This is a genomic window from Pseudomonas sp. GNP013 (assembly GCF_054343995.1).
On the sequence record NZ_JBTGUT010000001.1, the window covers coordinates 3,170,203 to 3,192,002 of the forward strand.

Below are 21,800 nucleotides of genomic sequence, written 5' to 3' on the forward strand. Positions count from 1 at the left end.
CGTCTTCACACACCGCAATCTGATGCTTCTACTTGTTTCCAAGTCAGGAGTAGTCAAATTGCTTGGGTGTTATATGGTCAAGCCTCACGGGCAATTAGTATTGGTTAGCTCAACGCCTCACAGCGCTTACACACCCAACCTATCAACGTCGTAGTCTTCGACGGCCCTTCAGGGAACTCAAGGTTCCAGTGAGATCTCATCTTGAGGCTAGTTTCCCGCTTAGATGCTTTCAGCGGTTATCTATTCCGAACATAGCTACCCGGCAATGCCACTGGCGTGACAACCGGAACACCAGAGGTTCGTCCACTCCGGTCCTCTCGTACTAGGAGCAGCCCCTCTCAAATCTCAAACGTCCACGGCAGATAGGGACCGAACTGTCTCACGACGTTCTAAACCCAGCTCGCGTACCACTTTAAATGGCGAACAGCCATACCCTTGGGACCGGCTTCAGCCCCAGGATGTGATGAGCCGACATCGAGGTGCCAAACACCGCCGTCGATATGAACTCTTGGGCGGTATCAGCCTGTTATCCCCGGAGTACCTTTTATCCGTTGAGCGATGGCCCTTCCATACAGAACCACCGGATCACTAAGACCTACTTTCGTACCTGCTCGACGTGTCTGTCTCGCAGTCAAGCGCGCTTTTGCCTTTATACTCTACGACCGATTTCCGACCGGTCTGAGCGCACCTTCGTACTCCTCCGTTACTCTTTAGGAGGAGACCGCCCCAGTCAAACTACCCACCATACACTGTCCTCGATCCGGATAACGGACCTGAGTTAGAACCTCAAAGTTGCCAGGGTGGTATTTCAAGGTTGGCTCCACGCAGACTGGCGTCCACGCTTCAAAGCCTCCCACCTATCCTACACAAGCAAATTCAAAGTCCAGTGCAAAGCTATAGTAAAGGTTCACGGGGTCTTTCCGTCTAGCCGCGGATACACTGCATCTTCACAGCGATTTCAATTTCACTGAGTCTCGGGTGGAGACAGCGCCGCCATCGTTACGCCATTCGTGCAGGTCGGAACTTACCCGACAAGGAATTTCGCTACCTTAGGACCGTTATAGTTACGGCCGCCGTTTACCGGGGCTTCGATCAAGAGCTTCGCGTTAGCTAACCCCATCAATTAACCTTCCGGCACCGGGCAGGCGTCACACCCTATACGTCCACTTTCGTGTTTGCAGAGTGCTGTGTTTTTAATAAACAGTCGCAGCGGCCTGGTATCTTCGACCGGCATGAGCTTACGGAGCAAGTCCTTCACCCTCACCGGCGCACCTTCTCCCGAAGTTACGGTGCCATTTTGCCTAGTTCCTTCACCCGAGTTCTCTCAAGCGCCTTGGTATTCTCTACCCAACCACCTGTGTCGGTTTGGGGTACGGTTCCTGGTTACCTGAAGCTTAGAAGCTTTTCTTGGAAGCATGGCATCAACCACTTCGTGTTCTAAAAGAACACTCGTCATCAGCTCTCGGCCTTAAGATCCCGGATTTACCTAAGATCTCAGCCTACCACCTTAAACTTGGACAACCAACGCCAAGCTGGCCTAGCCTTCTCCGTCCCTCCATCGCAATAACCAGAAGTACAGGAATATTAACCTGTTTTCCATCGACTACGCTTTTCAGCCTCGCCTTAGGGACCGACTAACCCTGCGTCGATTAACGTTGCGCAGGAAACCTTGGTCTTTCGGCGTGGGTGTTTTTCACACCCATTGTCGTTACTCATGTCAGCATTCGCACTTCTGATACCTCCAGCAAGCTTCTCAACTCACCTTCACAGGCTTACAGAACGCTCCTCTACCGCATCACTTACGTGATACCCGTAGCTTCGGTGTATGGTTTGAGCCCCGTTACATCTTCCGCGCAGGCCGACTCGACTAGTGAGCTATTACGCTTTCTTTAAAGGGTGGCTGCTTCTAAGCCAACCTCCTAGCTGTCTAAGCCTTCCCACATCGTTTCCCACTTAACCATAACTTTGGGACCTTAGCTGACGGTCTGGGTTGTTTCCCTTTTCACGACGGACGTTAGCACCCGCCGTGTGTCTCCCATGCTCGGCACTTGTAGGTATTCGGAGTTTGCATCGGTTTGGTAAGTCGGGATGACCCCCTAGCCGAAACAGTGCTCTACCCCCTACAGTGATACATGAGGCGCTACCTAAATAGCTTTCGAGGAGAACCAGCTATCTCCGAGCTTGATTAGCCTTTCACTCCGATCCACAGGTCATCCGCTAACTTTTCAACGGTAGTCGGTTCGGTCCTCCAGTTAGTGTTACCCAACCTTCAACCTGCCCATGGATAGATCGCCCGGTTTCGGGTCTATTCCCAGCGACTAGACGCCCTATTAAGACTCGCTTTCGCTACGCCTCCCCTATTCGGTTAAGCTCGCCACTGAAAATAAGTCGCTGACCCATTATACAAAAGGTACGCAGTCACCCAACAAAGTGGGCTCCCACTGCTTGTACGCATACGGTTTCAGGATCTATTTCACTCCCCTCTCCGGGGTTCTTTTCGCCTTTCCCTCACGGTACTAGTTCACTATCGGTCAGTCAGTAGTATTTAGCCTTGGAGGATGGTCCCCCCATATTCAGACAAAGTTTCTCGTGCTCCGTCCTACTCGATTTCATGACTAAGAGATTTTCGCGTACAGGGCTATCACCCACTATGGCCGCACTTTCCAGAGCGTTCCGCTAATCTCAAAGCCACTTAAGGGCTAGTCCCCGTTCGCTCGCCACTACTAAGGGAATCTCGGTTGATTTCTTTTCCTCAGGGTACTTAGATGTTTCAGTTCCCCTGGTTCGCCTCTTACGCCTATGTATTCAGCGTAAGATAACCATCTTATGATGGCTGGGTTCCCCCATTCAGACATCTCCGGATCAAAGTCTGTTTGCCGACTCCCCGAAGCTTTTCGCAGGCTACCACGTCTTTCATCGCCTCTGACTGCCAAGGCATCCACCGTATGCGCTTCTTCACTTGACCATATAACCCCAAGCAATCTGGTTATACTGTGAAGACAACATTCGCCGAAAATTCGAATTTCTCAGTTAAGAGAACTCACAAATTTTACCTTAGCCTGATCCGTTACCAGTGAAAGTAACGTTCAGTCTATCTTTCTATCACATACCCAAATTTTTAAAGAACGATCTAATCAAAGACTAGAAATCAATATTCACGTCAGAATATTCATTTCTAAACTCTAACAGCAGAAGCAGTTAATGGTGGAGCCAAACGGGATCGAACCGTTGACCTCCTGCGTGCAAGGCAGGCGCTCTCCCAGCTGAGCTATGGCCCCATAACAAAATTGGTGGGTCTGGGCAGATTCGAACTGCCGACCTCACCCTTATCAGGGGTGCGCTCTAACCAACTGAGCTACAGACCCAATTTCGAGCGCGTAACTGATTAGCTAAGAGCTATCAGCTTGGAGCTTAAAGCTGCTTCTATCGTCTTCTTCAATGAATCAAGCAATTCGTGTGGGAACTTATGGAGCAGCTGATGTCGTCGATTAAGGAGGTGATCCAGCCGCAGGTTCCCCTACGGCTACCTTGTTACGACTTCACCCCAGTCATGAATCACACCGTGGTAACCGTCCTCCCGAAGGTTAGACTAGCTACTTCTGGTGCAACCCACTCCCATGGTGTGACGGGCGGTGTGTACAAGGCCCGGGAACGTATTCACCGCGACATTCTGATTCGCGATTACTAGCGATTCCGACTTCACGCAGTCGAGTTGCAGACTGCGATCCGGACTACGATCGGTTTTGTGGGATTAGCTCCACCTCGCGGCTTGGCAACCCTCTGTACCGACCATTGTAGCACGTGTGTAGCCCAGGCCGTAAGGGCCATGATGACTTGACGTCATCCCCACCTTCCTCCGGTTTGTCACCGGCAGTCTCCTTAGAGTGCCCACCATTACGTGCTGGTAACTAAGGACAAGGGTTGCGCTCGTTACGGGACTTAACCCAACATCTCACGACACGAGCTGACGACAGCCATGCAGCACCTGTCTCAATGTTCCCGAAGGCACCAATCTATCTCTAGAAAGTTCATTGGATGTCAAGGCCTGGTAAGGTTCTTCGCGTTGCTTCGAATTAAACCACATGCTCCACCGCTTGTGCGGGCCCCCGTCAATTCATTTGAGTTTTAACCTTGCGGCCGTACTCCCCAGGCGGTCAACTTAATGCGTTAGCTGCGCCACTAAAAGCTCAAGGCTTCCAACGGCTAGTTGACATCGTTTACGGCGTGGACTACCAGGGTATCTAATCCTGTTTGCTCCCCACGCTTTCGCACCTCAGTGTCAGTATTAGTCCAGGTGGTCGCCTTCGCCACTGGTGTTCCTTCCTATATCTACGCATTTCACCGCTACACAGGAAATTCCACCACCCTCTACCATACTCTAGTCAGTCAGTTTTGAATGCAGTTCCCAGGTTGAGCCCGGGGATTTCACATCCAACTTAACAAACCACCTACGCGCGCTTTACGCCCAGTAATTCCGATTAACGCTTGCACCCTCTGTATTACCGCGGCTGCTGGCACAGAGTTAGCCGGTGCTTATTCTGTCGGTAACGTCAAAACAATCACGTATTAGGTAACTGCCCTTCCTCCCAACTTAAAGTGCTTTACAATCCGAAGACCTTCTTCACACACGCGGCATGGCTGGATCAGGCTTTCGCCCATTGTCCAATATTCCCCACTGCTGCCTCCCGTAGGAGTCTGGACCGTGTCTCAGTTCCAGTGTGACTGATCATCCTCTCAGACCAGTTACGGATCGTCGCCTTGGTGAGCCATTACCCCACCAACTAGCTAATCCGACCTAGGCTCATCTGATAGCGCAAGGCCCGAAGGTCCCCTGCTTTCTCCCGTAGGACGTATGCGGTATTAGCGTCCGTTTCCGAACGTTATCCCCCACTACCAGGCAGATTCCTAGGCATTACTCACCCGTCCGCCGCTCTCAAGAGAAGCAAGCTTCTCTCTACCGCTCGACTTGCATGTGTTAGGCCTGCCGCCAGCGTTCAATCTGAGCCATGATCAAACTCTTCAGTTCAAACATCTTTGGGTTTTTAAGAAACCCTAAACTTGGCTCAGCAATCGTTGGTTATTCTTTGATTTCTCGCGGAGTAACTTGTGATGCTGATAATCTTGTTGACTATCAGTCTGACTCCACAAGCACCCACACGAATTGCTTGATTCAGTTGTTAAAGAGCGGTTGGTTAAGATCTTTCGTCTCAACCGAGGCGCGCATTCTACAGCAGCCTCATTTGCTGTCAAGTGATTATTTTCAGAAGCTTTCGAAGAATTCTTCAACAACTTCAACCACTTGCGCTTCCGATCTCTCGTTAGCGGGAGGCGAATTCTACAGCGTTACACGCTGCTGTCAACACCTCTTTTTCTCCGCTTTCGACCGAGAAGATCGAAACGTTAATAGCGCCAGACAACACCGCACTATCAACTTCTTCTGGACTTCGATGAACTGAAGCAACTCACTGTCGAATCTTGCGTAACTACTTGTTTACCAAGGAGTTTTCCGTTTCGACTGCGCCGGAAGTGGGGCGAATTATAGACTTCCAGAATCTGCCGTCAACCCTTAATTTGGATCTTCTATCAATCCATACCAATTTGAGCAGGCCACTCTTTATAGGCACGTTGCGTTGAGCAATATATTGCTCATCAAGCCACACTTGAGCATCATAGCGTCCTCTGCCTTTATAACCCTGGACAAACTTTCTTAATGATCACCGCAACCCGCAGCCTGGCATCGACGCTGTTCCCGGTAGGCCTCCTGTTAATAGCCATGGCCTCGATCCAAACCGGTGCCTCGCTGGCCAAAAGCATGTTCCCGGTCGTTGGCGCACAAGGCACCACCACTTTGCGCCTGATTTTCGCCAGCATTATCATGCTGCTCATATTACGTCCGTGGCGCGCCACGTTTACGGCGAGATCGCTGCGCACCGTGTTCATCTACGGGATAGCGCTGGGCGGCATGAACTTCCTCTTCTATATGTCGCTGCGCACCGTCCCCCTGGGTATTGCAGTAGCCCTCGAGTTCACCGGCCCTCTCGCTGTGGCGATCTACGCCTCGCGCAGGGCAATAGATTTTCTATGGATCGCGCTAGCGATTATCGGCCTGCTCCTGCTCATACCAACCGGCGAAGCCAGCAATAGCATTGACCTGACAGGTGCTGCCTACGCGCTGAGCGCAGGCGCGTGCTGGGCGCTCTACATACTGTTCGGGCAAAAGGCCGGTAATGACAATGGCGTCCAGACCGCAGCGCTGGGTGTAATGATCGCTGCCCTGTTCGTCGCACCGATCGGTATCGTGCACGCCGGCAGCGCACTGTTGACGCCAGCCTTGATACCCGTCGCCATCGCCGTAGCTATTCTCTCAACCGCCCTGCCCTACACCCTCGAGATGGTCGCGCTCACCCGTCTTCCTGCCCGCACATTCGGCACACTGATGAGCATCGAACCCGCATTCGGCGCGCTGTCGGGTTTGCTCTTTCTGCATGAACACCTCTCCTTCGCGCAATGGATGGCCATCACCTGCATCATCCTGGCGTCCACAGGCGCAACCCTGACGATGCGTAACCAAGCCAAACCGCTGGTGCCTGTCGACTGATCATCTTTCAACACCGGGGATGGTATTTACTGCTCTTTTAGGCCATGTTTAGGGCGTAAACGAATAGCATTCATGGAGAGTTTCGACAAGGACAGCGCGGACGCACAATCGAGAGCGAACACAGCCTGCTTCAAGCAGTTTTGCCAAGCGGCTATTAAGGATGCGAATGAAGCGAATTTTGATACTGTTAGTGATCGTGGCCGTTTCAGGCTGTGCCGCGACTACCAAGACAGAAGTTAAGCGGGGCAAAAAAGGGCTGCATATCAACTGTTCCGGCCTGTCCTCCTCCTGGGACCAGTGCTACACCAGTGCGGCCAACGCATGCGGCGCCAAGGGCTACCGGGTGATCGCCAAGTCCGGCGAAAACTCCGAAGAACCCGGGGACTATCCGTTCGGCCTCAACCCTGCCGGTTACACCAGTCGCAGCATGATCGTCATCTGCAAGTAATCGCCTGAGCAGTCCGCCCATGACTGCTTCTGTATAGCCTAGCCCACTCGACCATCGCCGCAACGGCGCCCTTACCCGGGCGCCCCAACCGCAACCTCTCAAATAGCCAAGGTACGCACCAGCAACCACTCCAGCGCGGCGCCATTGAGCAATGGGCTCAAACGTTCACGCACCTCGGCATGGTAAGCATTGAGCCATGCGCGCTCGTCAACCGTCAGCAACGACGCCTCCAGACAACGCGTATCAATCGGACACAGGGTCAGGGTTTCAAACCTGAGGAACTCACCGAACTCGGTTTTACCCGCCTCACGGTTCAACACCAGGTTCTCGATGCGCACCCCCCAGCGGCCCGGACGATACGTGCCAGGTTCAATGGACGTAATCATCCCCGGTTGCATCGCCGTCTGTGGCGCGGCGGCGGCCTGATAGGCAATCACCTGAGGACCTTCGTGCACATTGAGGAAATAACCTACACCGTGACCAGTGCCGTGACCGTAATCAACACCTTCAGCCCAGATCGGCGCGCGTGCGATGGCGTCCAGCAACGGCGACAGAATGCCCTTGGGAAAATGCGCCTGTGACAAGGCAACCACGCCCTTGAGCACCCGCGTGCAGTCGCGCTTCTGCTCTTCACTCGGCGTACCGATAGGCACCATCCGCGTGATATCCGTGGTGCCCCCCAGGTATTGGCCGCCCGAGTCGATCAGCAGCAAGCCATCACCCTCGATCAACGCATGCTCTTCTTCAGTCGCGTGGTAGTGCGGCATCGCGCCATTGGCGTTGAACGCGGCAATGGTGTTGAAACTCAGCGACACATAACCCGGGCGACGCGCACGCGCAGCGGTCAGGTGCTCATCAATCGTCAACTCGGTAATACGCTCACGCCCCAGAGCGCTGTCCAGCCAGGCGAAAAATTCGCACAAGGCCGCACCATCCTGCTCCATCGCCTGACGGATATGTTCCGCGTCGGCCAGACTCTTGCGGGATTTGGCAAGCGTGGTCGGGTTGAGGCCTTCCACCAACTTGACGTCAGCATCGAGGTTTTCCAGCAAACCCGCCGTCACCCGTGCCGGATCAATCTGCAAGCTCGCACCTGACGGCACTGCACGCAGCGCATCGGCCACCTCACTGTAATCACGCAGGGTCACGCCATCCTGCTCGAGCACGGCACGCAGCTCGGCATCGACCTTGCTCAGGGCCACAAACAAGGTGGCCTGTTGCTGGCTGATCAAGGCAAAGGACACAAACACCGGGTTGAACGACACGTCGCCGCCGCGCAGGTTGAACAACCAGGCAATGTCATCCAGGGTCGCGATGAAATGCCAATCGGCACCCTTTTCTGCCAGGCTGGCGCGCAGAGCGGCAAGCTTCTCGCCACGGCTGACGGTCGCCTGCGGCGGCAGATGCTGGTAAATCGGCTGATTTGGCAGCGCCGGTCGGTCCTGCCAGGCTTCACTGAGCACATCGATATCGGTGCGCAAGCGCGCGCCCCGCTCGGCCAGCCTGCCGCCCAGGGTACGCGCCGAGGCCACGGCCATTACTGCGCCATCCACTGCCACCACACCGCCTTCGGGAGTCTGTTCGGCCAGCCATTCCAGTGGGCCGGGTTGACCCGGTTGCAGCTTGACCAGCTCGATGCCGCTGCCCTTGAGCTCCTTGGTCGCCTGTTCCCAGTAGCGACTGTCTGCCCATACGCCGGCAAAATCCGCAGTGACGATCAGCGTTCCCACCGAGCCATGAAACCCCGACAACCATTGGCGGCCCTGCCAGTAACCCGGCAGGTATTCGGACAAGTGCGGGTCGGCCGAGGGCACCAGCAGAGCATGAATGCCCTCGCGGCTCATCAGTTCACGGGTAACTGCCAGGCGCCGGGGCACCGTGCCATGGGTCAAAGGCTGCGTACTCATTGTGTCTCCTGCTAACCACTCATCATTATTATGTGTGCGAATCAAAACTCAGACAGCCCAGAATGCCGGTGCACTGGCGACTGCTGCCTTGATCAGTTGCACGGCTTCATCGATATCCTGCTCGGTGGTAAACCGACCGAGGCTCAAGCGAATGGTACGACCGGCAGCACGCGCATCATGCCCCAACGCTAGAAGAACATGGGACGGCGCGTTGCTTGCCGAGTTGCACGCCGACGTCGCTGAAAACGCAATGCCCGCACTCAGTGCAGCGGAATTGAATTCGCCTTCACTGAACGTGAGGCTCAACGTGTGGGGAATACGTTGCGTAGGGCTGCCATTGAGGCGCAAGCCCGCAATTGACTGCAGTTGATCCAGCAAGCGCTGACGCAAGGCCGCGATCTGTGCCTTCTCTTCAGCAAAAGACCGCGCCGCCAGGGCGAATGCCGTGCCCATGCCGGCAATCTGGTGCGTGGGCAAAGTGCCGGAACGCAGACCACCCTCGTGACCACCACCGTGAATCTGCGCCAGCACCTTCTGCTGCGCACGGGGCCCGACATACAACGCACCGATCCCCTTGGGACCGTAAAGCTTGTGAGCGGAAAATGACATCAGATCCACTGGCCACTGGGCCAGGTCGATAGCCACCTTGCCCGCACCCTGCGCCGCATCCACATGGAACAACGCGCCATGCGCTCGCACGCGCGCGCCGATGGCCGGGATGTCGTTGAGGGTGCCCAGCTCGTTGTTCACCAGCATCAGCGAGACCAGAAAAGTGTCTTCGCGCAACGCTTCGCTGACCGCATCGGCACTGATCAGACCATCGGCGTCCGGCACCAGGTAGGTCACCGCCACGCCGGTGTCCTGCAGTTGCCGAGCGGTATCCAGCGTGGCCTTGTGCTCGATCTGGCTGGTGATGACATGCCCACCCGGCACTCCACGCGCCTGGGCCACACCCTTGATCGCAAGGTTGCTGGACTCAGTGGCGCCGGAGGTCCAGACGATCTGCTCGGGCCGGGCACCCACCAACTCGGCCACCTGGCCACGTGCCTGCTCAACCGTATGCCGGGCCGCCTGGCCAAACGCATGGGAACTGGACGCGGGGTTGCCGAAGTTGGCATTGAAGCCCAGGCACTCGACCATCACCTGGATCACGCGCTCATCCACCGGTGTGGTGGCGGCGTAGTCGAAATACAACGGACGTTTATTCATGACGTTAAAAACTCGCAGAGCGTATTACCGAGAGCAACATCCCGGGGCATTGACCAGAACAGAGTTCGTCAGGTTTAACCGATCAAGTGCCATTGAAGAAGGGCCACTGTATGTAAATGTGCGTAGGAACGGTCCTGAAAATCAGCTTAACAGGCTGAAGTGATCCCATGGCAAACAAAAAGCCCGAGATTCCTCCCTGGAAACCTCGGGCTTTTTGCCGCCGGCTGCACGCTCAACTGGGACGACCCAACAACTTGACGCTGCGCTCTGCATTCATTTCGCCCTGGCGATCAAAACCGATCGGCTTGGGCGACTGCCGGGTCAGTGCGGCGCGCTGCTGCTGATAATCATCAAACGACAAACTGCGACGGCTCAACGCTTCCAGCGCCAACTGGCGGGTTTCTTCAGCAGTAAAGGGACGCAATTGCGGCGCCGGATGCGTCGCACATCCGGCCAGCACAGAGGTAACGAGCAGTAGCAAAACGGCGAGTGAACGGTTCATGGCAATGGCCCTGGAAGTCGGTTGCGAGTCAATGAACACAGGCTACTCCCGCCCCCTCCAGGTGAAAAATCACCGCCCGTGATAGTCGCTATCAACCGTTTCGGCCGCTTCGACAGGAAAACACTCATATTCAATTACGTTCTATAAATAGAGAAATACGTTCATTTACGGAATAAACATAACCTTCTATAACTAATGCCGCCTTTAAAAGCGCATGCGCCATCTCCCTGCTGAATATCGCTCAAGGATCTGTCATGGATGTTTTCTGGTTTCTGCCAACACATGGCGACGGTCATTACCTGGGCACTACCCAGGGTGCTCGCCCGGTCACGCTCAATTACCTGAAGCAGGTCGCCCAGGCGGCCGACAGCCTGGGTTACTACGGCGTGTTGATTCCTACCGGTCGCTCGTGCGAAGACTCCTGGGTCATCGCCTCGGCGCTGGTACCGCTGACGGAACGCCTGCGTTATCTGGTAGCGATTCGCCCTGGCATCATCTCGCCCACTGTCTCGGCACGCATGGCTGCCACTCTGGATCGCCTGTCCAACGGTCGCTTGCTGATCAACGTGGTCACCGGCGGCGATCCGGATGAAAACCGTGGTGACGGCAGCTTTCTCGACCACGCCGAACGCTACGAAGTCTCTGACGAGTTTCTCAGAATCTGGCGCCGCGTCTTGCAGGGCGAATCGGTCAATTTCGAAGGCAAACACCTGCGCGTGCAAAACGCCAAGGCGCTCTACCCACCGGTGCAAAAGCCCTATCCACCGCTGTACTTCGGTGGCTCCTCCGACGCCGCCCACGACCTCGCCGCCGAACAGGTTGACGTGTACCTCACCTGGGGCGAGCCGCCGGCCGCTGTCGCAGAAAAACTCGCTGACGTTCGCGAGCGCGCCGCGCGCCATGGCCGAACGGTGAAGTTCGGCATCCGCCTGCATGTGATCGTGCGCGAAACCGCAGAAGAGGCCTGGAAAGCCGCCGACAAACTGATCGAACACATCAGCGACGAGACCATTGCCGCCGCGCAAAAATCCTTCTCGCGCTTCGACTCCGAAGGCCAACGCCGCATGGCCGCCTTGCACGATGGGCGTCGCGACAACCTGGAAATCGCGCCCAACCTGTGGGCTGGCGTCGGCCTGGTACGTGGCGGCGCCGGCACCGCACTGGTGGGCAACCCCCAGCAGGTGGCCGAACGCATCAAGGCATACGCCGACCTCGGGATCGAGAGCTTTATTTTCTCCGGCTATCCGCACCTGGAAGAGGCCTATCGGTTCGCCGAGCTGGTCTTTCCCCTGCTGCCGGAACCGTACGCCAGCCTGGCCGGCCGCGGCGTTACCAACCTGACGGGACCGTTTGGCGAAATGATTGCCAACGATGTACTGCCCGCCAAGACCTGAGATCTTCGCCAAACAAAAAGAGTGAGCAAACCATGCAGCTTTTGACCCTACCGCCCTCGCCCGCCCTCGCCACCTCGATCCGCGCCACGGCCCAGGTGTTCGAAGATCCCAAATCCCAAGCGCTGCTCGACCATATTCAGCAAGTGGCGCCCAGCGAAGCCAGTGTGCTGATCATCGGCGAGACCGGCACCGGTAAAGAGCTGGTGGCGCGCCATATCCACAACCTCAGCGCGCGACGCAACCGGCCATTTGTGGCGGTCAACTGCGGCGCGTTTTCCGAATCGCTGGTGGAAGCCGAACTGTTCGGCCATGAAAAAGGCGCGTTTACCGGCGCCCTTGGCGCCAAGGCTGGCTGGTTCGAAGAGGCGGATGGCGGCACGCTGTTCCTGGATGAGATCGGCGATTTGCCGATGGCGATCCAGGTCAAGTTATTACGCGTGTTGCAGGAGCGCGAAGTGGTGCGCCTGGGATCGCGCAAGAGCATCCCGATCGATGTGCGCGTGCTCGCGGCCACCAACGTGCAACTGGAAAAAGCCATCAACGCCGGGCACTTTCGCGAGGACCTTTATTATCGACTCGACGTGGTCAGCCTGGAGCTCAGCCCGTTGCGCGAACGCCCCGGCGATATCATGCCGCTGGTGCGGCACTTTATCGAAGCCTACAGCCGGCGCCTGGGCTACGGTTCGATCAGCATCAGCCGTGAGGCCGAGCAGAAACTCAAGAGCTACAGCTGGCCGGGCAACATCCGTGAGCTGGAAAACGTCATCCATCACACCCTGCTGATCTGCCGTAACCGCGTGATCGAACGCGACGACCTGCGCCTGTCGAACCTGCGCATCGAGCGCCAGGACGACAGCCAGCACATCGACAACAGTGCCGAAGCCCTGCTGGCCCGCGCCTTTCAAAAGTTGTTCGAAGAGCAGGCCGGCGCCCTGCATGAAAAAGTCGAAGACGCGCTGCTGCGCGCCGCCTACCGCTTCAGCCATTACAACCAGGTGCACACCGCCAGTCTGCTGGGCCTGAGCCGTAATGTGACGCGCACGCGCTTGATCAAGATCGGCGAATTGGCGGTGAACAAACGGCGGCCCGGCGAAAACATGCAGGGCGAACGAGTACTGCACCTGTCCGTTTAGGCGGCGGTGCAACGCGTCGCCCCTCTCCCCCCCCGATAAATATAGGACGAACTCATGTGGGCGCGGGCTTGCCCGTTCCCACAAGGGCATCCGCGTGACCGCCTGAAACATTTTCTTTCATTTGCGCCTTGGGGATTTCTTATCCTCATCCGTCTTAACTTAGATACAGCCTGTCGCGTCAGCAAAAGCTACGACCGGCCTTTCCCGGGCCTGCATCGCCCTCCCCCATCAAGACCCGCATTGACATGTCGAAGAAGTCACGTTCAAAACTCTGGTTTCTCGTACACAGCTGGCTGGCATTGCCCATCTGGTTCTTTGTGCTGATCGTTTGCGTCACCGGCACCCTGGCAGTGGTCAGCCAGGAAATCGTGTGGCTGGCCAACCCGGACATCCGTGCGAGCAAACCGTCGGATGATGCCCAACCGCTGAGCTTCGACCAGGTGATCGCTGCCATCGGGCGCGACGAGCCCAAGGCGATCGTGCGATCGATCATCCGCCCCGATGAATCGCACTTTGCCCTGACCGTCGGCCTCAGCTACCCCGACGGCCGCACAGTGGAGGCCTACGCCAACCCGTACACCGGAACGATCCAGGGCATCAGCCCGTCGTTCAACTTCCAGCAATTCACCCGCGCCCTGCACGGCTGGTGGCTGGTGCCGTTCACCCATGGCTACAGCTGGGGCTGGTACCTGGTGTCGCTGCTCGGTCTGCCGCTGCTGGCGTCCCTGATCACCGGGCTGGTGGTGTACAAGCGCTTCTGGAAAGGCTTCCTGCGCCCGACCCTGCGCATCCGCCATGGCGCGCGCATTTTCTGGGGCGACTTTCACCGCCTCAGCGGGATCTGGTCGATCTGGTTCATCGCAGTGATCTCCATCACCGGCACCTGGTTCCTGATCCAGGCGATCCTGGGCGACAACCAGATATCCATCTCCAGCGAGCCCATCGTGCCGGTGATAGCCCGCGATAAGGTGCCGTTGTCGGCCCCCGGCGTGCCGGTGCCCATGATTGCGCTGGACGAGGCGATCAAAATCGCCACCCAGCGCATTCCCGGGCTGGATGCCACCTTCGCCTTCCTGCCGCTCAATGCCTATAGCCACCTGCAGATCGGCGGCCGGGGCTGGTACCCGCTGATGTTCCAGACCGCGCAACTGAACCCCTATAACGGCGAAATCGCCGTGTCGCACCTATTGTCCGACCGCAGCACGCTGGAGTTCGTCACCGAATCCATGCGCCCGCTGCACACCGGTGATTTTGGCGGGCTGTGGATCAAATTGATCTGGGCCTTCTTCGGCCTCGTACTGAGCATGATGGTGTTGAGCGGCCTGTTGATCTGGACCAAGCGCACGGCGCTGGCCACGCTCAACGCCCTCAAGCGCGAAGCCAAAGGGCAGCGGGCGCAGATTGCAAAACCGATCGAGTCCTCGCAGGTCCACTCATGAGCAAGGTCGCTGCCGTACCGCCCTCGCCACTGCGCGCCTTTTGGCTCAAATGGCGCTTCCACATCAATGTCCTGCTGCTGCTGATCCCCCTGGGTTTCATGCCCAAGTACTTTGCCGACGCCGCGCTGTTTCGCGGCGACACCGGCCTGGGCGAACGGGTGGCCGGCCAGGTGCAGGTCGGGCCCTGGAGCCTGACACTCGCCGAATTTCGCAACGAGGGCCCAAGCCCGGACCCGGCCGGCCCGATGAAGTTCTTCAACGCCGCCCTGTGCGACAACTGCGCCGAACAGGTCAAGGCCACCTACCTGCGTATCGGCAAACCCCGCAGCCTGCGCGCCGCCGGGGTGATCTTCTTCGGTACGCCGTACCGCATGGGCGCCGCCCTGCCCGTGCCGGAGCGCACGCCGGCCGACGCTGAACTGTGGGTCACCATGGAAGGCTGGGACGGCACGATGCACCAGGGTTCCATCCCGCTGAGCCAGGCCTCGCCTGCCACCATCGCCTGGCTGAACAAGCAAGGAGTCAAACCATGAACATGATGCATCCGGCCCGCGTCGCCGTAGTGCTGCTGCTGTGCGCCGGCTTCAGTAGCCCGGCGCTGGCTCACAACCCGATGTGCGAATGCAAGGAAATCCCCGGCGAGCAGATCCAGTGCAAAGGCGGATTTTCCGACGGCAGCGGCGCACCCGGCGTGACCCTGGACGTGATCGGCTACGACGAGACCATCCTGGTGCCGGGCAAGCTCGGCGAGGATTCGACCCTGACCTTCAAGAAGCCTTCGGCCGAGTTCTATGTGCTGTTCGATGCGGGCCCCGGCCATGTGGTGGAAATCGACCAAGCGGATATCCAGCCGCAATGAGTACCACACAGGTTGTACGCCCCGCGGGGGCCGGCCACGAAACCCTCTACGTGCTGCTGCTGTGCCTGATCATTCTGGCGGTGGCGGGCAGCGTGGTGGCGGTGCATGGTGAATCCCGCGAAGTGGCCGCCGTGCCCAGCCATCAGTGGGATGCCCGCCGCGACCTTAGCGCCGCCGAGCAAGGCATCTACGCCGACCTGCGGGTGACCCTGGATGAAATCCATCTGCTGCAACAGGAGCAAAGCGCGCTGCCGACGCCTGAGCAACTGGCCGAAGAAGGGTTCGCGCCATTTGCCCAGGACGCAAGCTCGGTCAGCCGTGGCGACCATCGCTGGCAGTTGCTGGCGCCGGCGGCCTACCTGGGCCTGAGCCAGGCACCGACCACCAGCGGTTCACTGCTGATGCGCGTGCAGGGCAGCGAGCCGGATATCTGGCTCAACCGCAACGCCAACCTCGCCGCACCCTCCGACCTTGCTGACCAGGCGCTGATCGCCGCCGGCTGGCGGCAGGTGGTTGCGCAATTCGATGCCGGCGTCACCCGCCAGCACCGTCACTGAACGAGAAGACCGATTGCTTATGTCCATTTCATCTCCCCTGTTGCGCCTGTTACTGGTTGGCCTGCTCAGTCTGCTGCTGGCGCCCCTCGCCAACGCCGAGGCGGCCAAACGCCTGCGCATCGGCATCACCCTGCACCCTTATTACAGCTACGTGGCGAACATTGTCGGCGACAAGGCCGACGTGGTGCCGTTGATCCCGGCCGGCTTCAACCCCCACGCCTACGAACCGCGTGCCGAAGACATCAAACGCATCGGCACCCTCGACGTGATCGTGCTCAACGGCGTCGGCCATGACGACTTCGCCGACCGCATGATCGCCACCAGCGAGCGCCCGGATATTCCCGTGATCGAGGCCAACGCCAACGTGCCACTGCTGGCTGCCACCGGCAACGCCGCGCGCGGTGCGGGCAAGGTGGTCAACCCGCACACCTTCCTGTCGATCAGCGCGTCGATTGCCCAGGTCAACAACATCGCCCGCGAGCTGGGCAAGCTCGACCCGGACAACGCCAGGACCTACACACAGAACGCCCGCGCCTACGGCAAACGCCTGCGCCAGATGCGCGCCGACGCCCTGGCCAAGCTCACACGCGCACCCAACCCGGATTTGCGCGTGGCCACTGTGCACGCAGCCTACGACTACCTGCTGCGCGAGTTCGGCCTGGAAGTCACCGCCGTGGTCGAACCGGCCCATGGCATCGAGCCGAGCCCCAGCCAGTTGAAGAAGACCATCGATGAGCTGCGTGCACTGGACGTGAAGGTGATCTTCTCCGAGATGGATTTCCCATCCACCTATGTCGACACCATCCAGCGTGAGTCGGGCGTCAAACTGTACCCGCTGTCGCATATTTCCTACGGCGACTACAGCGCCGAAAAGTATGAAGTGGAAATGACCGGCAACCTCAACACGGTGGTGCGCGCGATTCAGGAGTCGGGGGCATGACGGCGGCCGAACAGCTCAACGTTGCCAGCGTCGGCCCGACCATCGATTTCGACAAGGTATGCCTTACCCTGGGCCGCACGCTGATTCTGGACAGCGTGAGTTTCCAGGTGCAGCCAGGCAGCATCCATGCACTGGTGGGCCCCAACGGCGGCGGCAAAAGCTCGCTGATCAAGACCCTGCTGGGGCAGACGCCGCACCAGGGCCGTTTGAGCCTGGCGTGGCCGCACAGCCCAGGCACCATCGGCTACGTGCCACAGGCGCTGGAATTCGACCGCGGCCTGCCGATGACGGTGGACGATTTCATGGCCGCCATGTGCCAGCGCCGCCCTGCGTTTCTCGGCCTGTCCCGCCATTACGCGGCGGCGATTGGCGAGGCGCTGGAGCGCGTCGGCATGCAGGATAAACGCAAGCGGCGCATGGGCGCGCTGTCTGGCGGTGAACGCCAACGCGTGCTGCTGGCCCAGGGCCTGATTCCGGGCCCGCACTTGCTGGTGCTGGACGAACCGATGGCGGCCCTCGATGAGGCGGGCATCCAGGTGTTCGAGCGCCTGCTGCACGACTGGCGCCTGGCCGGCATCACCGTGCTGTGGATCGAGCACGACCTGGAGGCCGTTGGCCGTCTGGCGGATCGCGTCACCGGCCTGAACCGCCGCGTGCTGTTCGACGCCACCCCGAAAGAGGCGCTCACCCCGGATCGCCTGCTGACGCTGTTTTCCACCCATCCTCGGAGCCCGGCGCAATGAGTTATGAAGCGTTTCGCCTGATGGTTCAGGGCTGGGCCTCGTCCGGCTACCTGCCGGAAGCACTGGCCTACGGTTTTGTGGTCAACGCCCTGCTTGCCGGCCTGCTGATCGGCCCGGTGCTGGGCGGCCTCGGCACCCTGGTGGTGGTCAAGCGCTTTGCGTTTTTCTCCGAGGCAGTCGGTCACGCCGCGCTGACCGGCGTGGCCGTGGGCATCCTGCTCGGCGAGCCCTACACCGGGCCCTATGGCAGCCTGTTCGGCTACTGCCTGCTGTTCGGCATCCTGCTCAACTACCTGCGCAACCGCACCGGCCTGGCGCCGGATACCTTGATCGGCGTCTTTCTCTCGGTGTCCCTGGCACTGGGTGCGAGCCTGCTGCTGATCCTGGCCGGCAAGATCAACGTGCACATTCTCGAGAACGTGCTGTTCGGCTCGGTGCTGACGGTCAACGGCAATGACCTGCTGGTGCTGGCGATTGTCGGTGCGCTGGTGATGGCGCTGGCATTGCCGCTGTACAACCGCATCATGCTCGCCAGCTTCAACCCGCAGCTGGCGGCAGTGCGCGGGGTGGCGGTGAAGACCCTGGACTACCTGTTCGTGATCCTGGTGACGCTGATCACCGTGGCGGCGGTCAAGGTGATCGGCGCCATTCTGGTGGGTGCGCTGCTGGTGATCCCGGCGGCGGCGGCGCGTTTGTTGAGCCAGTCGCTCAAGGGGTTCTTCTGGATCTCGGTGCTGATCGCCACCGTCAGCACCCTGTGCGGCATCCTGCTGCCGATCATCTTCGACCTGCCTGTTCCGTCCGGCGCCGCGATCATTCTGGTGGCCGGTATCGCTTTCGCCGTGGCCGCCATCGCGCGCGGCACCGTGCCCAGCCTCAAAGGGAATCTTGGATAAATGCGCCCTGTATGTCGCCCAATGGCTCTGGCCATCGCTTGCTTGCTCAGTACACCGGCTCTGGCTGTGGTGGATGGCTTCCACACCAAGGATTTCGTCGCCAATCACGGGCTCGGCCATGCCGCACTGATCAAGGCCAAATCCGTCAAGCCGGTCAAGGTGCTGGCTTCACTGCCCATCACCTACGGCCTGGCCGAGGTGCTGCTCAACGGCACCGATGTGCAACTGGAGCGCGCCGCGCCGGCCAACCTGCCCGGCTCGCGGCAGGTGTCCTACTTCACCGGGCGCGGCGCCCAGGCGCTGGGCACGCTTGCCCAGGACGCCGACGCGGCCATCGGGCTGCGCTCACTGTGGCCGGACGACCCGCTTTACCCGGTGGCGCGCCGCAGCAACATCCGGATTGTCGAGGTCGATGCCGGGCGACCGGTGGACGGTGGCTTGCCGGGCATCGCCCTGCAGCCGGGTGCCGCCGATGGGCTGAACAGCCAGCCCTGGCAGTCCAGCAACAATATGGGACGCATGGCCGATGTGATGGCCGCCGACCTCAGCCGTCTGGCACCCGGCGCCAAGGCGAAGATCGACGCCAATCTGGCCGCACTCAAACACCGCCTGCTCCAGCTCAGCGCCGACAGCGAGGCACGGCTGGCCAAGGCGGACAACTTGAGCGTGGTGAGCCTGAGCGATCACTTCGCTTATCTGGTCAGCAGCCTGAACCTGGAAGCATTACGCACAGACGCCCGCCCCGACGCCCAGTGGACGCCCGAGGATTTGCAAAAACTCAGCGCTGAGCTGAAGGAAAACGATGTGGCGGTGGTGCTGCATCATCGCCAGCCGAGTGAGCCGGTGAAGGCTGCCATCACCGAAGGCGGCGCGAAGTTGCTGGTGCTGAACGTCGACGGTGCCGATCCGGTGGCAGAGCTGGAAACCAATGTTGCTCAGGTGATCAAGACCCTCTCCACCGACTGACACCTAACCTGGGGGAGGGGCTTGCTCCCTCCCACACGTTGTCTCTCACACCACATCAACCCCCACATGAATCGCATCATGCCGCCAGAACTCCAGGTCGCAGTCGATCAACCGTTGGTGCTGGTCATAATTGACCCGGGCAATGCGCAAACCCGGGCTGCCCGCCGACACGCGCAACGCAGCGGCGGCCTCGACCGGCAGTGACGTCGGCACAATCTCAAAGCGCACGCGACCGTAATGCAGGTCGTAAATGCGCGCATACAACTCGGTCATCGACTGATTCAGGTCGCACTCAAGAATCCCCGGAAAGTACTGCGGGTTCAGGTAGTGCTCCACGTACAGCACCAGCCGGCCATCGATCCGCCGGCTGCGGCAGATCTGGATCACGCTGGACAACGCCGGCAGTTGCAACCACGCACACACCGCCGCCGACGCCGGTTGCAGGCGCGCAGAAATCACTTCGGTGGAGGCTACCCGGCCCTGGTCGGCCACCATGGCGTGAAAGTGGCTGCGCTGTATCAGGTTGTAGGCCAGTCGTGGCGGCGAGACAAACCAGCCACGGCGCTCCTCGCGGTAAATCTGCCCTTGAGCCTCCAACTGCAACAAGGCTTCGCGCACCGTAATACGTGTGGTGCCGAACAGCTCGCTGAGCTTGCGCTCGGCCGGCAGCTTGCTCGCCGGCGCCAGCAGGCCGTGGTTGATCTGCTCCTGCAGCGCCAGGCCAATGGAAGTTACCGCCTTGATTGCCTCATCCCGCATCAACGTTACCTATCTGGACTAGACCAGCACCATTGGGGGGCACAAAACCCCGCATAACCGCTCCTGTTTCTTGCCGTATCAGCCTAGGCAGTGCAGATGACCGACAGATGACAGCCGCTGCACGGCCCGCCAGCAAACCTTGCAATACATCGGCCAAGTCCCGGGCCTGCGGGCATTTGAGCATGGTCTACGCTCAGTCAGCGCCAGACGACATTGGCGTTTCAAAAACGACATCGACACGAAACTGTCATCCATCGCGTCTAGATTGGCTCAGGTATTGCTCTGACCTAGACCAACAACACCGCCCGCTACAACGCCGCGTTGAATACGCCCAAAGGAGCTTCGGATGAAACAGCTTTTCCTGGCATCACTGTTAGGCTCGACCATTGCCCTGTGCACCACCGCCATGGCCGCTGATACCGATTTGAAAACCCTTGAAGCGGCCGCCAGGAGTGAAGGCGCCGTCAACAGCCTCGGCATGCCCGACGATTGGGCCAACTGGGGAGGCATCTGGGCGGACATGACCCGGCTCTACGGCCTCAAGCACATGGACACCGACATGAGCTCGGCCCAGGAAATTGCCAAGTTCAAAGCCGAAAAAGACAACGCCAGCGGGGATATCGGCGACGTGGGCGCAGCCTTCGGCCCACTCGCGGTCAAGCAAGGCGTGACGCAGCCGTACAAACCGTCCAACTGGGCTTCGGTGCCGGATTGGGCGAAAGACAAGGACGGTCACTGGGCCCTGGCCTACACCGGCACCATCGCGTTTGTGGTCAACAAGAAACTGCTGCACGGCTCCGAAGTGCCGACCAGTTGGTCAGACCTGCAAACCGGCAAGTACAAGGTGTCGGTGGGTGACGTAAGCACTGCGGCCCAGGCGTCCAACGCGGTACTCGCCGCTGCCATCGCCAACAAGGGCGATGAAAAGAACATCGCGCCCGGCCTGCTGTTCTTCACCAAGATTGCCCAGCAAGGTCGCCTGTCGCTGTCCAACCCGACCATTGCCACCATGGAAAAGGGCGAAGTCGAGGTGGGCATCGTCTGGGACTTCAACGGCCTGAGCTACAAAGCCAAGATGGCCAACCCGGATGACTACGTGGTGCTGATCCCATCGGACGGTTCGGTGAAATCTGGCTACACCACCATCATCAACAAATACGCCAAGCACCCCAACGCCGCCAAGCTGACCCGCGAATACGTGTTCAGCGATGCCGGCCAGCTCGCCCTGGCCAAGGGCAATGCGCGTCCGATCCGTGCCGAAACCGACCTGAAACTGCCGGCCGATATCGCCAAAAACCTGATCCCCGCCGAGCAGTACACCAAGGCCAACCCGCAGCCGATCAAGGACGCGGATGCCTGGGAAGCGACCTCCAAGAAGCTGCCACAGCTGTGGAACGAGCAGGTCATCGTAGAGATGAAGTAATCCCGCAATCGGTGTCTGTGGGAGGGG

At 59.1% G+C, this 21,800-nt stretch carries 17 protein-coding genes, 2 tRNA genes and 2 rRNA genes; 13 read left to right on the forward strand and 8 right to left on the reverse strand.

The window, feature by feature from the left end; all coding sequences use genetic code 11:
* Positions 1–73: 73 nt before the first annotated feature.
* The 4 genes from ACXX81_RS13630 to ACXX81_RS13645 form a co-directional block, all read right to left on the reverse strand.
* Positions 74–2,965, reverse strand: a 23S ribosomal RNA gene (locus ACXX81_RS13630).
* 237 nt (positions 2,966–3,202) lie between these two features.
* Positions 3,203–3,278: transfer RNA gene (locus ACXX81_RS13635), tRNA-Ala, on the reverse strand.
* Positions 3,279–3,288: 10 nt separating this feature from the next.
* Positions 3,289–3,365: transfer RNA gene (locus tag ACXX81_RS13640), tRNA-Ile, on the reverse strand.
* Positions 3,366–3,489: 124 nt separating this feature from the next.
* Positions 3,490–5,026 (reverse strand): 16S ribosomal RNA (locus ACXX81_RS13645).
* Together the 16S and 23S rRNA genes with 2 tRNA genes alongside form the textbook arrangement of a ribosomal RNA operon.
* Before the next feature lie 684 nt (positions 5,027–5,710).
* On the opposite strand from ACXX81_RS13645, the gene rhtA reads away from it, so the two are divergent.
* Complete coding sequence (gene rhtA, locus ACXX81_RS13650) at positions 5,711–6,598, forward strand: threonine/homoserine exporter RhtA (protein WP_458571876.1); 888 nt, start codon at positions 5,711–5,713, stop codon at positions 6,596–6,598.
* 166 nt (positions 6,599–6,764) lie between these two features.
* The gene (locus ACXX81_RS13655) at positions 6,765–7,046 is read left to right on the forward strand and encodes a hypothetical protein (protein WP_209980821.1); all 282 of its coding nucleotides are present in this window, start codon (positions 6,765–6,767) and stop codon (positions 7,044–7,046) included.
* A gap of 98 nt (positions 7,047–7,144) precedes the next feature.
* Here ACXX81_RS13655 and ACXX81_RS13660 read toward each other — a convergent pair whose 3' ends face one another.
* From ACXX81_RS13660 to ACXX81_RS13670, 3 genes are all read right to left on the reverse strand, one after another.
* A complete protein-coding gene (locus ACXX81_RS13660) occupies positions 7,145–8,953 on the reverse strand; it encodes a M24 family metallopeptidase (RefSeq protein ID WP_458571877.1) in 1,809 nt (602 codons plus the stop codon).
* A 48-nt stretch (positions 8,954–9,001) separates the two neighbouring features.
* Complete coding sequence (locus ACXX81_RS13665; protein ID WP_458571878.1) at positions 9,002–10,162, reverse strand: cysteine desulfurase family protein; 1,161 nt, start codon at positions 10,160–10,162, stop codon at positions 9,002–9,004.
* A 232-nt stretch (positions 10,163–10,394) separates the two neighbouring features.
* Positions 10,395–10,664 carry a hypothetical protein gene (locus ACXX81_RS13670; protein ID WP_458571879.1) on the reverse strand — a complete coding sequence of 90 codons (270 nt, stop codon included), beginning with the start codon at positions 10,662–10,664 and terminating at the stop codon, positions 10,395–10,397.
* A 254-nt stretch (positions 10,665–10,918) separates the two neighbouring features.
* Between ACXX81_RS13670 and ssuD the strand changes: the two genes are divergently transcribed.
* The 10 genes from ssuD (at position 10,919) to ACXX81_RS13720 (ending at position 19,591) form a co-directional block, all read left to right on the forward strand.
* A complete protein-coding gene (ssuD, locus tag ACXX81_RS13675) occupies positions 10,919–12,058 on the forward strand; it encodes an FMNH2-dependent alkanesulfonate monooxygenase (protein ID WP_209980813.1) in 1,140 nt (379 codons plus the stop codon).
* Positions 12,059–12,090: 32 nt separating this feature from the next.
* Positions 12,091–13,191 carry a sigma-54 interaction domain-containing protein gene (locus tag ACXX81_RS13680; RefSeq protein WP_231423248.1) on the forward strand — a complete coding sequence of 367 codons (1,101 nt, stop codon included), beginning with the start codon at positions 12,091–12,093 and terminating at the stop codon, positions 13,189–13,191.
* A gap of 245 nt (positions 13,192–13,436) precedes the next feature.
* Positions 13,437–14,630, forward strand: coding sequence for a PepSY-associated TM helix domain-containing protein (locus tag ACXX81_RS13685; protein WP_458571880.1), 1,194 nt, complete (start codon positions 13,437–13,439; stop codon positions 14,628–14,630).
* Entirely contained in the window at positions 14,627–15,163 is a 537-nt protein-coding gene (locus ACXX81_RS13690) for a PA2404 family protein (RefSeq protein ID WP_322213228.1), read from the forward strand. Before ACXX81_RS13685 ends, ACXX81_RS13690 begins: the two co-directional genes overlap by 4 nt.
* The gene (locus ACXX81_RS13695; RefSeq protein WP_458571881.1) at positions 15,160–15,489 is read left to right on the forward strand and encodes a hypothetical protein; all 330 of its coding nucleotides are present in this window, start codon (positions 15,160–15,162) and stop codon (positions 15,487–15,489) included. Before ACXX81_RS13690 ends, ACXX81_RS13695 begins: the two co-directional genes overlap by 4 nt.
* The gene (locus ACXX81_RS13700) at positions 15,486–16,046 is read left to right on the forward strand and encodes a DUF6162 family protein (protein WP_458571882.1); all 561 of its coding nucleotides are present in this window, start codon (positions 15,486–15,488) and stop codon (positions 16,044–16,046) included. Before ACXX81_RS13695 ends, ACXX81_RS13700 begins: the two co-directional genes overlap by 4 nt.
* Positions 16,047–16,065: 19 nt before the next feature.
* A complete protein-coding gene (locus tag ACXX81_RS13705; protein ID WP_209980802.1) occupies positions 16,066–16,986 on the forward strand; it encodes a metal ABC transporter substrate-binding protein in 921 nt (306 codons plus the stop codon).
* Complete coding sequence (locus tag ACXX81_RS13710) at positions 16,983–17,729, forward strand: metal ABC transporter ATP-binding protein (RefSeq protein ID WP_458571883.1); 747 nt, start codon at positions 16,983–16,985, stop codon at positions 17,727–17,729. The genes ACXX81_RS13705 and ACXX81_RS13710 overlap by 4 nt, the downstream gene beginning before the upstream one ends.
* Positions 17,726–18,625, forward strand: coding sequence for a metal ABC transporter permease (locus tag ACXX81_RS13715; protein WP_003231872.1), 900 nt, complete (start codon positions 17,726–17,728; stop codon positions 18,623–18,625). The genes ACXX81_RS13710 and ACXX81_RS13715 overlap by 4 nt, the downstream gene beginning before the upstream one ends.
* Complete coding sequence (locus ACXX81_RS13720) at positions 18,626–19,591, forward strand: metal ABC transporter solute-binding protein, Zn/Mn family (protein WP_458571884.1); 966 nt, start codon at positions 18,626–18,628, stop codon at positions 19,589–19,591. It abuts the gene before it with no gap.
* 45 nt (positions 19,592–19,636) lie between these two features.
* On the opposite strand, the gene ACXX81_RS13725 is transcribed toward ACXX81_RS13720, so the two are convergent.
* Positions 19,637–20,350, reverse strand: coding sequence for a UTRA domain-containing protein (locus ACXX81_RS13725; RefSeq protein ID WP_057008221.1), 714 nt, complete (start codon positions 20,348–20,350; stop codon positions 19,637–19,639).
* A gap of 346 nt (positions 20,351–20,696) precedes the next feature.
* Here ACXX81_RS13725 and ACXX81_RS13730 point away from each other — a divergent pair, with 346 nt between their 5' ends.
* A complete protein-coding gene (locus tag ACXX81_RS13730; RefSeq protein ID WP_231423255.1) occupies positions 20,697–21,773 on the forward strand; it encodes an ABC transporter substrate-binding protein in 1,077 nt (358 codons plus the stop codon).
* Positions 21,774–21,800 lie beyond the last annotated feature (27 nt).